The organism is Streptomyces sp. NBC_01465 (genome assembly GCF_036227325.1).
Lineage (GTDB): Bacteria > Actinomycetota > Actinomycetes > Streptomycetales > Streptomycetaceae > Streptomyces.
Window position 1 is genome coordinate 8,769,516 of record NZ_CP109467.1, and the last position, 14,390, is coordinate 8,783,905.

10 protein-coding genes are annotated in these 14,390 nt (G+C 70.0%); 6 read left to right on the forward strand and 4 right to left on the reverse strand.

The genetic code is table 11. From position 1 onward, the window contains the following. Positions 1-251: 251 nt before the first annotated feature. From OG707_RS40690 to OG707_RS40705, 4 genes are all read right to left on the reverse strand, one after another. A complete protein-coding gene (locus OG707_RS40690) occupies positions 252-3,980 on the reverse strand; it encodes a glycoside hydrolase family 2 TIM barrel-domain containing protein (RefSeq protein WP_329127123.1) in 3,729 nt (1,242 codons plus the stop codon). A 211-nt stretch (positions 3,981-4,191) separates the two neighbouring features. Then, positions 4,192-5,157, reverse strand: coding sequence for a sugar kinase (locus tag OG707_RS40695; protein ID WP_329127124.1), 966 nt, complete (start codon positions 5,155-5,157; stop codon positions 4,192-4,194). Next, complete coding sequence (locus tag OG707_RS40700) at positions 5,154-5,777, reverse strand: bifunctional 4-hydroxy-2-oxoglutarate aldolase/2-dehydro-3-deoxy-phosphogluconate aldolase (protein ID WP_329127126.1); 624 nt, start codon at positions 5,775-5,777, stop codon at positions 5,154-5,156. The genes OG707_RS40695 and OG707_RS40700 overlap by 4 nt, the downstream gene beginning before the upstream one ends. A gap of 180 nt (positions 5,778-5,957) precedes the next feature. Then, positions 5,958-6,656: a FadR/GntR family transcriptional regulator gene (locus OG707_RS40705; RefSeq protein WP_329127128.1), complete on the reverse strand. Its 699-nt coding sequence runs from the start codon at positions 6,654-6,656 to the stop codon at positions 5,958-5,960. Between the two features lie 263 nt (positions 6,657-6,919). Here OG707_RS40705 and OG707_RS40710 point away from each other — a divergent pair, with 263 nt between their 5' ends. From OG707_RS40710 to OG707_RS40735, 6 genes are all read left to right on the forward strand, one after another. Then, complete coding sequence (locus OG707_RS40710; RefSeq protein WP_329127130.1) at positions 6,920-8,641, forward strand: IlvD/Edd family dehydratase; 1,722 nt, start codon at positions 6,920-6,922, stop codon at positions 8,639-8,641. Continuing rightward, positions 8,641-9,603, forward strand: coding sequence for a dihydrodipicolinate synthase family protein (locus OG707_RS40715; RefSeq protein ID WP_329127133.1), 963 nt, complete (start codon positions 8,641-8,643; stop codon positions 9,601-9,603). The genes OG707_RS40710 and OG707_RS40715 overlap by 1 nt, the downstream gene beginning before the upstream one ends. Further along, positions 9,600-10,355, forward strand: coding sequence for an SDR family NAD(P)-dependent oxidoreductase (locus tag OG707_RS40720; RefSeq protein ID WP_329127135.1), 756 nt, complete (start codon positions 9,600-9,602; stop codon positions 10,353-10,355). Before OG707_RS40715 ends, OG707_RS40720 begins: the two co-directional genes overlap by 4 nt. Before the next feature lie 74 nt (positions 10,356-10,429). Then, positions 10,430-11,479 carry a substrate-binding domain-containing protein gene (locus tag OG707_RS40725; protein ID WP_329127136.1) on the forward strand — a complete coding sequence of 350 codons (1,050 nt, stop codon included), beginning with the start codon at positions 10,430-10,432 and terminating at the stop codon, positions 11,477-11,479. 94 nt (positions 11,480-11,573) lie between these two features. Beyond that, positions 11,574-13,145 (forward strand): sugar ABC transporter ATP-binding protein, encoded by a 1,572-nt coding sequence (locus tag OG707_RS40730; protein ID WP_329127137.1) that lies wholly within the window; start codon positions 11,574-11,576, stop codon positions 13,143-13,145. After that, a complete protein-coding gene (locus OG707_RS40735) occupies positions 13,142-14,167 on the forward strand; it encodes an ABC transporter permease (RefSeq protein WP_329127139.1) in 1,026 nt (341 codons plus the stop codon). Before OG707_RS40730 ends, OG707_RS40735 begins: the two co-directional genes overlap by 4 nt. The last annotated feature ends 223 nt before the right edge of the window (positions 14,168-14,390 follow it).

The following is a 14,390-nucleotide window of genomic DNA, read 5'->3' on the forward strand; positions in this document are numbered from 1 at the left end:
CTCGGGGGCAAGGAGCCACGCATTACAGGAAGGGGCCCGCTACGCGCAGCTGCTCCCGATGTCGCTCCGGCAGATCATGTACCGCCTAGTCTCCTAGGGCCTCCTGCCCCACACTCCGCCGACTGCCGTCCGCCGACTGGTGTTGGGGCCGACGACACAGGGTGTTAGGGGCGGAGGGGCGGACCGCGGCCGGTCGCCTCGTGGGACCGGCCGCAGCCTCGGCCTGAGGTGGGAGATGCCCGGATGGTTCGTCAGCCGAGCAGTCGCAGCTTGGCAGTGGCGCTGTAGTTGGTGGGCAGGGTGATCGCCGGGTCGGTGTAGTTGCCCCAGGCGAGGTCGGGGTAGTTGAGCTTGGAGCTGATGACGAGGTTGACGCCGGGAACGGCTCCGGTGAACGGGTCGGCGGTGATGACGTCGAAGGCGTCGAGCACGACATAGGAGTCGGAGGACGAGGCGTTCTTGGTGCCGGTGACCTGGATCGTCACCGTATGCAGGCCGTCGTCGAGACCGGTCTTCTCGTAGACCGTCTGGACGAACTGCTTGGTGGCGGCGTACAGGTCGATCTGGGTGGGGGTGTCGCCATCTACGGAGATCTTGGCGATGCCTTGGTTGTAGCTCTTGGGGGCGATCACCCGGATGCCGGTGCCTCGGAAGGTGGCGGTGGCGCTGTCGCCTTCGATCCGGCTGAACGATTCGGTGCGGCCCAGGTCGCCGGAGGTCCAGGACTGGGAGGAGTCGCCGTGGCTCCAGGTGCCGGTGTAGGTGATCTGGCCCGAGGCGTCGTCGATGATCGAGCTGACCACCTTGAACGCGTCGACCAGGGCGTAAGTGCCCTTGGAGGCACTGTTTTTGGTGCCGGTGCACTCAACCTTGACGGTGTGCTGTCCATAGGTGAGGGCCGTGCTGCGGAAGACCAGCGTGCCGGCGGCCTTACCGGGGCCGTAGAGGTCGACTGTGGCGGCTTGGGCGCCGTCGATGGAAATCTTGACGATGCCGAGGTTGTCGGCCAGGGCGGAGTAGAGACCGACGCCGGTGCCGGTGAAGGTGAGTTCGGCGGTCGCCCCGGCGGAGTTGCTGAAGGACTCGGTGGAGAAGAGGTCCCCGCTGGTGTATCCGCTTGACGCGTCGGCGTGGGTCCAGGCTCCTGTGTAGACGATCTGGGACGAGGAGTCGTCGATGACGATCGGTTCGACGGGTTCGAGGCGGACCGAGTCGCTGCCGTCGGATTCGACCTGGGCGCCGGGTCCGGAGGTTCCGGCGGTGGCCTTGGCGAGTCGAATGTTTGCCTTGGTGCTGCGGAAGTCGTTGGTCCAGTGGGCGGTGCTGTTTTTGCCGAACAGGAAATAGCTGTGGGTGTCCTGGGACCACGGCCAGGTCGGCTCGGTGCGGTAGCCGTCGGTGCCGGAGGCGCGGGTCTTGGTGGCCGTTCCGGTGGTCCGTCCGATGTGGTCGCTGGGGTAGACCGTCCACTGGGCATCGCGTTGCCAGGCCAGGGTGTCGGTGCCGTCGGCGAGGGTGTAGCGGATGCCGATGTCGCTGGGTGAGCCGGTGGGCGGGTTGGCGACGGTGTACGTGGTGGTGAGCAGGCCGCTGCCGTCGATGGAGATTTTGATGGTGGTGTTGACGGGGCCGAACCGGCCGGTGAGGGTGACCACCGCCTGACCGCCTGTGGTGGTGACGCTCGCCGAACTGCCCGCCCACTCGCCGGGGACGGTGCGGGAGATGACCAGGTCGGGGCCGCCGGTGAGGATCTGGGCGCTGTCGGCGGTGGCCTGGACGAGGCGGGCGGTGGTTTTGTCGAAGACGACAGTGAAAGGGGTGTCGACGCCGGTGACCGTGATGCGGCCGGTAGTGTCCTGGACGGTGGGGGTCGTGCCGCCGGCCGCAGGGAAGTCGGGTGTGGTGCGGGTGTTGAGCCACAGGCTGTAGTCGTCGACGAGGGCCCCGGAGCGCTTGAAGGTCAGCTGTAGCACGTCGCCTGCGGACCAGGCGCCGGCCGGGACGGTGAGCGTCCCGCTCTGCCGCGCGGGGATGCTGACGCCGGTGAGGGTGCCTGACCTGTTGCCGATCTGCCAGCTGATGGCCAGTTCGGCGAGGTCGGTGTGGTCGTACCAGTTGGTGACCGCCACCGGGATCGCTGCGCCGGGGGTGAGTCCGGTGAGCACGCCGTCGGCGATCCGCACCGGTGAGAAGGCCTTCTTGGTCAGCCAGAACTCCGGCTTGCGGCGGCGCCACAGGTCGATGATGCCCCACTCGCCGTAGCCGACCGGCCCCGAGGGGAGGTGGAACACCTCGTCGATGGCAGCCCAGATCGCACCGCCGACCACGCCGTTGGTGGTACGGAACTTGGCGGCGTGTTTGGCGATGCTGTGGCCCCAGAAGTCCCGGGCGCCGGGGTCGGCCCGCAGCGTGCCGGTGTTGTAGCACGGCACGTGGGCGAACTCGCCGTACTGGATGGGCTGGTTGGCGTTGCCGTTGGAGTTGGTCAGGGTCGGATAGTGGCCGCTGTAGACGTCGGTCTGGTTGCCGCCGTTCGCCTGGCTGACGTCCTCGAAGACGGTGGGACGGGAGGGGTCGGTCTGGTGGGAGTAGGTGTTCTCCTGGGCGAAGTTGGTGCCCATCCCGCTTTCGTTGCCGACCGACCACTCCACGACGCAGGCGTGACTGCGGTCGCGTTCCAGCATCTCGGCGTACTGCGCCATGTACTGATCGGTGTAGGCGCTGTCGTCGACGGTGCTGTACTGGAAGCAGACGGGCGCCTCGACCTCGACGTACAGGCCCAGCCGGTCGGCCCACTCCAGCAGGGCCGGCGTCGGCGGGTAGTGCGAGGTACGGATGAAGTTGCAGTTTGCCTCCTTGTAGAGGCGGGCGGCCTGTTCTTCCTGGGCGGGGGTGGTGGAGCGCCCCAGGGTCTCGGTGATGCTGTGGTGGCAGGCGCCGAGCAGGTGCACCGGCTTGCCGTTGATGAGCAACTGGTTGCCCTGGACCTTGACCTGCCGGAAGCCGATCTGCCGGGTGACGGTCTGGCTCTGCCCCTGGGCCTGGAAGGTGGCTTTCAGGGTGTAGAGGTTGGGGTGTTCGGCGTCCCACTTGCGCGGGGCGGTCACCGGGATCGCCACTGAGGCCTGCGGCGCGGTGTCGCTGAGGGTCAGGGTGGCGGGCGAGAGGGCGACCTGCTGGCCGTCGGGTGCGGTCAGGGTCAGGGCGACCTTGCCGCTGGCGCCGGCCGGTAGAAGTGCGGCAGCGGCGGTGACGGTGAGGGTGGCGTTGGCGTAGGAGGAGTCGAACGTGGTGTCGGCGTGCAGCCGGGTGAGGTAGGCGGCGGGCAGGGCCACCAGTGTCACGTCGCGCAGGATGCCGCCGATGATGTGGTGCGCGTAGTCGGATTGCCCGGCGATGCTGGTGGGCTTGTCGGTGACGCCGAGGGTGACGGTGGCCTGCTGACCGGGGGTGACCAGTGAGGTGATGTCGGCGTACCAGGTGGTGAAGCCGCCGTCGTGGCTGCGGACCAGGGTGCCGTTCACCCAGAGCCGGGCGTAGTTGTAGACGCCGTCGAAGCGCAGCATGACGCGCCGGCCGGCGTAGTCAGCGGGGACGGTCACCTTGACGGAGTAGGCGCATTCGGTGCCGGACGGGACGGTCTGGCCCTGGAGGGCTGGCTCGCCCGGCACGTTGATCTGCTTCCAGGCCGAGGTGTCGGTGCCCACTGTCCAGAACGAGGAGGGCGGGTTCGTGGTGTAGCGCCAGCCCGAGGTGACGGGCACCTGTGGGGTAGCGACACCGGACACGGTGTCGGGCAGGGGCGGGATCTCGGGGGCGGTTGTTGCCGCTGCGGCGGGAGCGGCGAGGAACAGGCCACCGCTTCCGACCGCGGTGAGCATTCCTGCGGCGGCGAGGCCCTTCAGCGCGGCGCGCCGCGAGAGGAGACCTCTGGCGGAGTCGGAGTCGGACGGGGTGGTGGTGCGGCGGGGTGGTGTCACCTACATGCCTTTCTTAGCAGCTAAGCTTCTAAGCAGATATAAGGGACGCGAGTACTCGTCGGCAATACCTCGCACAGCAGGTTTCTTTGCGGGGGTTCGGCGGCCGCAGGCGCCGCACGCCCTGGCCGGAACGTGCGCGAGCATGCCGCCGACCACCGCGGCAAGTTCTGCGGCGGTGGTCGGCGGTGGAGCTCCCTGGGGGAGGGGGCAGTCAGCGCAGCGTGGTGCCGGCGGGCCGGTCCAGGAGTTCGAGGTCGTCCCGGACGGGCAGGCCCTCCCAGTCGCCTCGGGTGGCGACAGCGAAGGCGGCCGTGGCAGCGGCTCGGTGAAGGCGGGCCTCGGCGTCGAGCCCGTCGAGGATGCCGGAGAGGTAGCCCGATACGAAGGCGTCGCCGGCGCCGATCACGTCGACGACGGGCACCCGACGTGCCTCGACGGTGACACTGCCGAGGGCGGTGGTGACGCCGGCGCCGTCTGCGCCGCGGGTGATCACCACCTCGCGACAGCCCTGGGCGAGCAGCGCGGCGACGGCGTCGCCCTCGCTCAGACCGGGCTCGTCGCAGACCAGGTGCAGTTCGTCGGCGGAGGCGACGAGGACGTCGGCGGACCGGCACAGGTCCCGCAGGACCTCCCCGGCCTGTTCGGGACTCCACAGCCGGGCCCGGTAGTTGATGTCCAGGCAGACCAGGATGCCGAGCGAGCGGGCCCGCTTTGCGGCGGCGAGGGCCGATTCGGCGGCTGACCCGCTCAGCGCCGGGGTGATGCCGGTCAGGTGCAGGATCCGTACGGCAGGGTCGAGCGCTGGTAGGACGTCGCGGGCGTGAATCGCGGACCCGGCGGAGCCGGTGCGGTAGTAGCCGACCCTGGCCACGTCGCCGATGCAGTTCTCGCGGATCAGCAGGCCGGTGGGCCGCCCACACCGGTCGGTGCGAGCGTGGGCGGTGTCGACGCCCTCGGCGCGCAGGGTGCGCAGGATCAGCGCGCCGAACGCGTCGTTGCCCACCGCGCCGACCCAGGCGGCCCGGTGGCCGAGGCGGGATAGGCCGATCGCGACGTTGGACTCCGCGCCGGCGACGGACATTTCCATGGTGGGGCCGAGCCTGATCGGGCCGGTGGACCGCAGTGCGGCCATGGCCTCCCCTACAACCACCACCTCGGGTGCGGCGGCGCCGCTCATGCCACCGTCTCCTCGGTGAGCGCTGTGCGCCAGGCCGCGACCCTGGCGCGCAGCGGGGCGAGGTCGCCGGTGGTGGCGGCGTCGCCTATCAGGGGAGAGCCGACACCGACGGCGGTTGCCCCTGCGGCCAGGTAGGCGCGGGCCATGTTCGCGTCGACTCCGCCCACGGGGACGAACGGGACATGGGGGAAGGGGTCCCGCAGGGCGGAGAGGTATCCGGGGCCGCCGAGCGAGGCGGGGAAGAGCTTGACGGCGAGGGCGCCGTGTTCGATGGCGTCCATGACCTCGCTGGCGGTGAGGGCGCCGATCAGTATGGGCAGCGCGAAGGGTGCAGCGCGGCGCAGGTCCGTGCCGAGGCCGGGGGAGACGAGGAAGCTCGCCCCGGCATCAGCGGCGCGGGCGGCGTCGGCGGCGGTCAGTACGGTTCCCGCGCCGAGGGCGGCGTCGGCGCCGAGTTCGCGACGGGCCTGTTCGATCACCCAGAGGGCGTCGGGTGTGGTGAGTGAGACTTCGGCGGCGGTGATGCCCTCCTCGGCGAGGGCGACGACCGTGCGCAGTGCGGCAAGGCGGTCGTTCCCGCGCACGATGGCGATCGTCCGGTACGGCAGGTCGGTGAGCATGGCGGATTCCTTGGGTGATGGCGTGGCGGCGGCCGGGGCGGACACGGCGGGGCGGCGGATGCCGGCAGCGGTGTCACCGGGCCCGCCGGGGCGAAGGCGCGACGGGCCCCCGGCCGTCCACTTATAGCTTCTTAGCAGCCTAGTTGCCAAGGGTCTTGCGATAGTGCCCATCCGGGGGCTTCACAGGAGCCCGAGATCCCGGCTGGTTTCCTCCAGGTGGCCGGTCATGGCGGCCGCGGCTCGTTCGGCGTCGCCCGAAATGATGGCGTCGAGGATGCGCCGGTGGGCCTCGATCGTGTCGCCCTGGCCGCTGCCGCGCCGTTCCCGGCCGCGGTAGCTGGCGCGCCGGGCTTCCAGCAGGGCGCCGTTCATGGCCGCCAGGATGAAGGAGAAGACCTCGGAGGAGGCGAGTTCGGCCACCGCCTCGTGGAAGGCCAGGTCGGCGACGACGAAGGCCTCGCTGTCCGCGACCGACTCGCGCATGGTCTCCAGTGCGCGCTTCGCGCCGGTGGCGGAGCCCTGGCCTACGCTGATCCGCGTCGCGGCGCGCCGGGCGAGCTCGCCCTCGATCACCCGGCGGGTGTCCAGCAGGTCCCGTACGTCCAGGGAGTTCTGATTGAGCCGGAACTCCAGGATCTGCCCAAGGACCTCCGGGCTGGGGACGGCGACACGAGCCCGTCTGCCCTGACTGGAGGCCAGCACCCCGCGGGCCACCAGGATGCGGATGGCCTCCCGCACGGCGAGCCGGTTCACCTCGTGGCGTTCGGAGAGCTCGCCCTCGGAGGGGATCTCGTCCCCTGCCCGCAGACGCCGCTGGGCGATCTCCCCGATGATCTCCCGGACGACGAGGTCGCTCAGGGTTCCCCTCGCGATGGTCATACGGCCATTCCCCTTTCGTTCGGATGCGTCGGAGCGGGCCGAGCTTAGCTGCTAAGAAGTTATGTAGAGAAGCATTGACAGCTTAGCTGCTAAGCGCCACGATCGACCGCATCCACCCGGCGGCCCACCGTCTCACCCGTTTTCCGGGTGTCGGCCTCGTCGTCCGCCGGTTCCTTTTCGTGGACCGGATCCCGAGCACTCCTGAGGAGGCGCGCACCGATGCGCCGACAGCACGCCGCAGCACCCCGCCCAGGCGGTCAGTCATGAGCCCCCTGCGCAGTTCCACCTGGTGGGACGAACCCGGTAAGTCCGGCTTCATCGCCCGGCACCACATGCGCCAGCTCGGCCTCACCCGAGACCAGTTGCGAGGCAAGCCCGTGGTGGGCATCTGCAACAGCTGGTCGGAACTCAGCCCGTGCAACGCCCACCTGCGTACCCTCGCCGAATCGGTTCGCCGAGGGATCACCGCGGCAGGCGGGCTGGCCCTGGAGTTCCCGACCATGTCCATCGGCGAGCCGCTGATGCGGCCCACTTCCATGATGTTCCGCAACCTGATGAGCATGGACGTCGAGGAGACGATCCGGGCCAATCCGCTGGACGCCGTCGTCCTGCTCGGCGGCTGCGACAAGACCCTGCCCGCCCAGCTGATGGGCGCAGCCAGCGTCGACCTGCCCGCCATCGCGCTCTCCGGCGGCCCCATGCTCACCGGGCGCTTCCGCGGCCGTACGGTCGGCTCCGGCACCGACATCTGGAAAATGAGCGAGGACCTGCGGGCCAAGCGCATCACCCAGGACGACTTCGACGAATTCGAAGGCTGCCTGGCCCGCTCGGCAGGCCACTGCATGACGATGGGGACGGCGTCCACCATGGGCTGCCTCACCGAGGCGCTCGGCCTCTCACTGCCCGCCGCCGCCGCCCTGCCTGCCGCCGACGCCCGCCGCGCGCAGCTCGCGGAGCAGTCCGGCGCCCGTGCCGTCGAGCTGGCCAGGGAGGGACTGCGGCCCTCCGACATCCTCACCCGCAAGGCGTTCACCAACGCCGTGGTCGTCAACGCAGCCATCGGAGGCTCCACCAACGCCGTCCTGCACCTGCTGGCCATCGCCGGCCGGGCCGGCGTGCCGCTGGCGCTCGACGACATCGACGAGATCGGACGACGCGTCCCGCTGCTCGCCGACCTGATGCCCAGCGGCCGCTTCCTGATGGAGGACTTCGCCTACGCCGGTGGCCTGCCCGCCCTGATGGCCGAGCTCGGCAACCTGCTGGACCCCACCGCGCCGACCGTCACCGGCCGCACCCTCGGCGAGAACCTCGCCGGCCACCAGATCTGGGACCGCGAGGTGATCCGTGCCCTCGACAACCCCGTCCAGAGTGCCGACAACGGGACGGCCGTGCTGCGCGGCAACCTGGCACCGGGCGGGGCCGTCATCAAACAGTCCGCCGCCTCCCCCGAACTGCTCCACCACCGAGGCCCTGCCCTGGTCTTCGACAGCATCGAGGACTACCTGCACGCCGCGGACGACCCTGACCTCGCGGTCGACGCCGACACCGTTCTGGTGGTGCGCAACCTCGGCCCGCGCGGATACCCAGGCATGCCCGAACTCGGCAACCTGCCGCTGCCGACCAAACTGCTCGCCCAGGGCGTCACCGACATGGTGCGCATCTCCGACGCCCGCATGAGTGGGACCGCCTACGGCACCGTTGTCCTTCACGTGGCGCCCGAAGCTGCTGTCGGCGGCCCGCTCGCGCTGGTGCGCACCGGCGACACCGTCGAACTCGACGTCATTGCCCGCACCCTGCATCTGGATGTAGAGGACGCCGAACTGCTGGCCCGCCGCACGGCCTGGGCGTCCCCGCCGCGCCCCCCGCAGGGCGAACGCGGTTGGACCCGGCTCTACGTCGACCACGTCCTGCAGGCCGACGAGGGCGTCGACCTGGACTTCCTGGTCGGCCGCAGCGGCGACCAGCCCGGAAAGGCCCCCTTCTGATGAGTGCGACCGACACCGACCGGACCGGGGCCGAGAATCTGCTGCGCGGCGTCATGCCCGTACTCGAGGTGCCGTTCACCGCCGACGGCGACCTCGACCCCGACAGCTTCGACCGGATGGCGCGCCACGTCCTGGACACCGGCGTGAGTGCCGTCATGTTCCCCGGCTTCGCGAGCGAGTTCCACAAACTCGACGACACCGAGCGGGAACTGCTCACCCACCGCCTCCTCGACCTGACCGGTGCCCGGCCCGACGTGGCGGCCGTGATTTCCATCCCCGACCACGCCACCCTGCTCGCGGTCCGACGGGCCACCGCCGCCGTCGAGGCCGGCGCGGACGCGATCAACCTCTTGCCGCCCCACTTCCTCGGGCCGTCGGCCGAGGAGGTTCGCCGCCACGTCACCGCGGTGCTGGCCGCCGTCGCACCCGTGCCGGTGATCCTTCAGTACGCGCCCGCCCAGACCGGCTCGTCGTTCACTGCGGACGGGCTGCGACGACTGGCCGAGGAGAACCCGAACCTGGTCGCGGTCAAGATCGAGACCGCGCTGCCCGGCCGCCTCGCCGAGGACCTCTCCGGCGGCACGCCCGCCCTGCGGTCCTTTGTCGGCTACGCCGGCCTGCAACTGGCCGACGGCCTGCGGCGCGGCATCACCGGGGTACAGCCGGGCTGCTCCTTCACCGAGGTCTACCAGCGGATATGGGAGCTCTGGCACGGTGGCGCGCCCGACGAAGCCCTGCACCTGCACACCCGGCTCGTGCCCCACCTCGGGTACTGGATGCAGGAGGTCGAGCTGATCATCGCGGTGGAGAAGCTCATCTCGTACCGCCGCGGCCTGATCGACAACCCGTACTGCCGCCACCCCGCGCGCGGCCTGGACTCCCACGAGATCGCCGGCGTCGACCGGTTCCTCGCCGAGTTCGACGAGATCCTGACCCCCGCCCTGAACGGAATCACCCCATGATCGACCTCTCCGGCCACACCGTCCTCGTCACCGGCGCCGCCCGGGGCATCGGTGCGGCCATCGCAACCACCCTGGTGGGCGCCGGGGCCCGGGTCGGCCTGCTGGACATCGACGGCGAGGGGGCTGCACGGTTGGCCGACCGCCTCGGTCCGGACGCCGCCGCGGCCGCCTGCGACATCACCGACGAGACTCTGGTCGCGGCATCGGTGGCCACCCTTCGCGACCACATCGGGCCCGCCACCGGCCTGGTCAACAACGCCGGGCGCAACTCCTACGCCGACCCCGTCGCAATGACGGTCGACCACTGGGACGAAGTGTTCGGCGTCGACCTCAAGGGCGCCTGGCTGGTCGCGCGCTCGGTCCTGCCCGACCTGCTCGCCCGCGGGCACGGCTCGATCGTCAACATCGCCTCCATGCACGCCTCCCTGACGTGCCCCGGCATGTTCCCGTACGCGGCCGCCAAGTCCGGCCTGGTGGGCCTGACCCGCAGCCTCGCCCTGGAGGTCGGACCCCGGGGCATCCGCGTGAACTCGGTCAGCCCCGGCTACATCGAGACCGACCTGCTCGCCGAGTACTTCGCCCAGCACCCCCCGCAAGTCCGCCAGGACGCCCTGGACAAGCACATCCTCGGCCGCCTCGGCACCCCCGAGGACGTCGCCGCCGTGGTGGCGTTCCTGCTCTCCGACGCCTCCGGCTTCGTCACCGGTGCCGACTGGCCCGTCGACGGCGGCGTGTCCGCCCGCTTCGCCTGAGCGCACCACCGCCGCAGGCCGGAGCACACAACCACCTTCCACCCGCACGATTCTCACCCCTCATGGAGCCGAACATGTCCCTCGTACCCTCCCCAAGAGCAGCCGCCCTCGGTGCCACCGCCCTGGTCACCTCCCTCGTGCTGACCGGCTGTTCCTCCGGCAAGGAGTCCACGTCCTCCTCCGCCAGCGTGGCCCCCGTCGGCAAGAAGATCTCCATGACGTACCTGCAGAAGCAGGGCGACCAGGAGTACTTCATCGGCGAGGCCGACGGGGCCAAGGCCAAGGCCGCCGAGCTCGGCGTCGACCTGAAGATCGTCAACCTCGGCAATGACGCCAACAAGACCATCAGCGAGGTCCAGTCCGCTGTGGCGCAGAAGACCAACGGCCTGATCGTCGTGGTGCCGGACCCCGCCACCGGCCCGCAGGTCGTCCAGATCGCCAAGGACGCCAAGGTCGCGCTGCTCACCTCCGACGACCAGATCTGCGCCACCGGCCCCGACCCGGCGGCCTGCGACAAGGCTGCGCTCATTCCCCGCATCGGCTTCTCCGGGCAGCAGATGGGCGGCGAGGTGGGCAAGCGCGCCGCCCAGGAGTACAAGAAAGCAGGCTGGAGCGCGGCCGACACCCGGATCATCTCCGCCTGGAAGCAGGACGTCACCGTCTGCGGCGACCGGGTCAAGGCCTCCAACACCGCCTTCGCCGCCACAGCAGGCTCCGGCGTCAAGAAGATCGACGTCGCCACCGACAACACCCCGACCGGCGCCCAGGACAAGATCGCCGCGACCGTCACCGCCAACCCCGCCGTCAAGCACTGGATCGTCTGGGGCTGCAATGACGAAAACGTCCAGGGCGGCGTCACCGCGCTCGCCAACGCCGGCTTCAAGGCCGACGACGTGATCGGTGTCGGCCTCGGCGCCTACCTGGCCTGCAAGGACTGGCAGAGCACCAAGGCCTCCGGCATGAAGGCCGCCCTGTTCATCAACGGCAAGGACGTGGGCGCGCTCGCCGTCCAGACCATGTACGACCGGCTCAAGAACGGCAAGGAGATGCCGGCCGAGGCGTTCGCCCCCACCACCATGGTCGACGCCTCCACCTGGAAGAGCGCCGGCGCCACCTGCAGCTGACACCCCCGGCCGCCGGTGCGGCACCGCGCCTCCCTCGCGGGCCGCCCGGCACCCATTCCCGCGCCACCGTCCACACTCTCCAGCGAGGCCTGCCATGACCACACCCGCCGAGAGGCCCCCCTCTCCCGCCACCGGCAGCCCCGGCAGCGGGGCCGGGGTCGAGAACCTCGTCAAACGCTTCGACGCCGTCCAGGCCCTCACCGGCGTCACCCTCGACTTCCCGGCCGGCCGGGTCACCGCCCTGATGGGCGAGAACGGCGCCGGCAAGTCCACTCTGCTCAAGATCCTCACCGGCGACCACCAGCCCACCGAGGGCCGGGTCCTGCTGCACGGCCGGCCCATCGACCTGGGCTCTCCCACCGACGCCCGCCGGGCAGGCATCCGGATCATCCCGCAGGAACCCGAGATCATCCCGCACGTCTCCGTCGCGGAGAACGTCTACGCCGGCTCCCTGCCGCGCCGTGCCGGCCGCCGCCTGGACCGTGCCGAACTGCGCCGACTCATCACCGCCGATCTGGAGCGCCTCGGCTTTGCCGACGTCCTCGACCCGGACCTGCTCGGCTCCCAGCTCACCCCGGCCCAGCGTCAACTCGTCGAGATCATGCGGGCGTTGACCGGCCAAGCCAAGGTGATCGCATTCGACGAACCCACCTCCTCGCTGTCCGACCACGAGGTCGAGGCACTCTTCGGCCTGATCCGCCGCCTGCGCGACGAGGGCATAGCCGTCATCTATGTCTCCCACCGGATGCAGGAAATCTTCCGCCTCGCCGACCGGATAGCGGTGCTTCGTGACGGCGCCCTGGTCGACGTGCTCGACGCCGACGCCACCAATGACGGTGAACTCGTCCGCCTGATGGTCGGCCGAGACCTGTCCGCCATGTTCTCCCGTGAACACGTCGCCACCGACCGACTGGTCCTCGACGTACAGGGCGTCTCCACCGACGACGTCCACGACATCGACCTCCAGGTCCGGGCCGGTGAGGTGGTCGGCCTGGCCGGCCTGATCGGCGCCGGACGCTCCGAACTCGCCCTCGCTCTTGCCGGCGACCGACCCGTCCGCTCCGGCACCGTCACCCTCGACGGCAAGCAACTGCGCTCCGGACGGCCCGGCGAGGCCATCAAGGCCGGGCTCGGCCTGGCCCCCGAGGAGCGCAAGGCCCAGGCGCTGTTCCTGCAGCGCTCGATCCGCGACAACACCTCCGCTGTCGTTCTGGAGCGGCTGCGCCGCTGGCGCTTCGTACGCCGCGGCGCCGAGCGGGAACTCGCCCAGCACTACGTCGACCGCCTGCGGGTGCGCACCCCTTCCATCGAACATGAAGTCCGCAAGCTCTCCGGCGGCAACCAGCAGAAGGTCGTCCTCGCTCGCTGGCTCGCCCGCAAGCCCAAGCTCCTCATCCTCGACGAACCCACCCGCGGCATCGACATCGGCGCCAAGGCGGAGATCTACCAGATCATCGCCGACCTTGCCCGCGAAGGCGTCGCCATCTTGGTGATCTCCTCCGAACTGCCCGAGGTCCTCGGCCTTGCCGACCGCATTGTCGTCATGCAGGGCGGCCGGATCACCGGCGAACTCGGCAGGGACGCCGCCTCCGAGGAGACCATCCTCGCCCTCGCCATGGCCGACGACCTCAGCACGATCCCACCCGCCTCTGGAGCCACCTCATGACCATCACCACCACCCGGCCGACGGCGCCCTCCAAGCCCGCCGGCCGCACCGCCCGTTCCCTCCTGGCCTCCATCGGCGGACAGAACCTCAGCCTGATCGGTGCCCTGGTCATCGTCCTCGGCCTGTTCGGCGTGCTGAACGACAACTACCTCAGCATCTCCAACATGCAGGTCATCGCCGAAGCCGCCACCATCACCGGACTGCTCGCTATCGTGCAGACCGTCGTCATCATCTGCGGCGGCCTCGACATCTCCGTCGGCTCCCAGGCAGGAGTCGCCTCCGTCGTCTCCGCCATGGCCTTCACCAGCTCTGGCGCCAACCCCTACGCCGGCATGGCCGCAGCGATAGCCGTCGGCATCCTGATCGGCATCCTCAACGGCGTGATCATCGTCTACGGACGCGTCAACCCCACCATCGCCACCCTGGCCGGCCTCGCCGCGTACAAAGGCCTGGCCCAACTGATCTCCAACGGTCGCGCACAGGGATACGTCCTCAACGACGACGTCTTCATCTTCCTCGGCCGCGGCAAGATCGCCGGACTGCCTGTGATGGTGTGGATCCTCATCATGGCCGCCGTCGCCGTCCACCTGCTCCTGAAGTACACCGACATCGGCCGCAACATCTACGCGATCGGCGGAAACGACACCGCCGCCCGCCTGTCCGGCATCAACATCAACAAGTACCTGGTCGCCGTCTACGCCCTCATCGGCGCGGTCGCCGCCGTTGCCGGCATCCTGCTGACCGCCCGCACCGGCAGCGGGCAGCCCACCTCCGGCAGCGAGGGCCTCGAACTCAAGGCCATCACCGCCGCCGCGCTCGGCGGCTGCGCCCTCAAGGGCGGCAAAGGCGGCATCGGCGGCACCCTGCTTGCCGTCGCGCTGCTCGGCTGCCTCGAGAACGGACTCACCGTCCAGGGCATCAACGCCTTCTGGCAGAACGTCGCCCAGGGCACCCTGCTGGTCGTCGCCGTTGTCATCCAGCAGCGCCGCAGTGGTGAACGCGCCGTCGGTCTGCCCGGCTGACCCTTCTACCCGTCCCCACCGGTCCGGCCCTCCTGCCGCAGAGGGCCGGACCCCGTTCGGTTCCCCGGACGGGGAAAAGGCCCGCCCAAGAACCAACCTGGAAGCTATGCTGCGAGGTTGAGGAGCGAATGTTATCGTCATGCTCGCTCAGTACCAGGAAGAGGAGCTTCGTGCATGCTCGGTGAGGTGTCCCAGGTGGCGCAGGCCCCGCACGGCGGCAGTT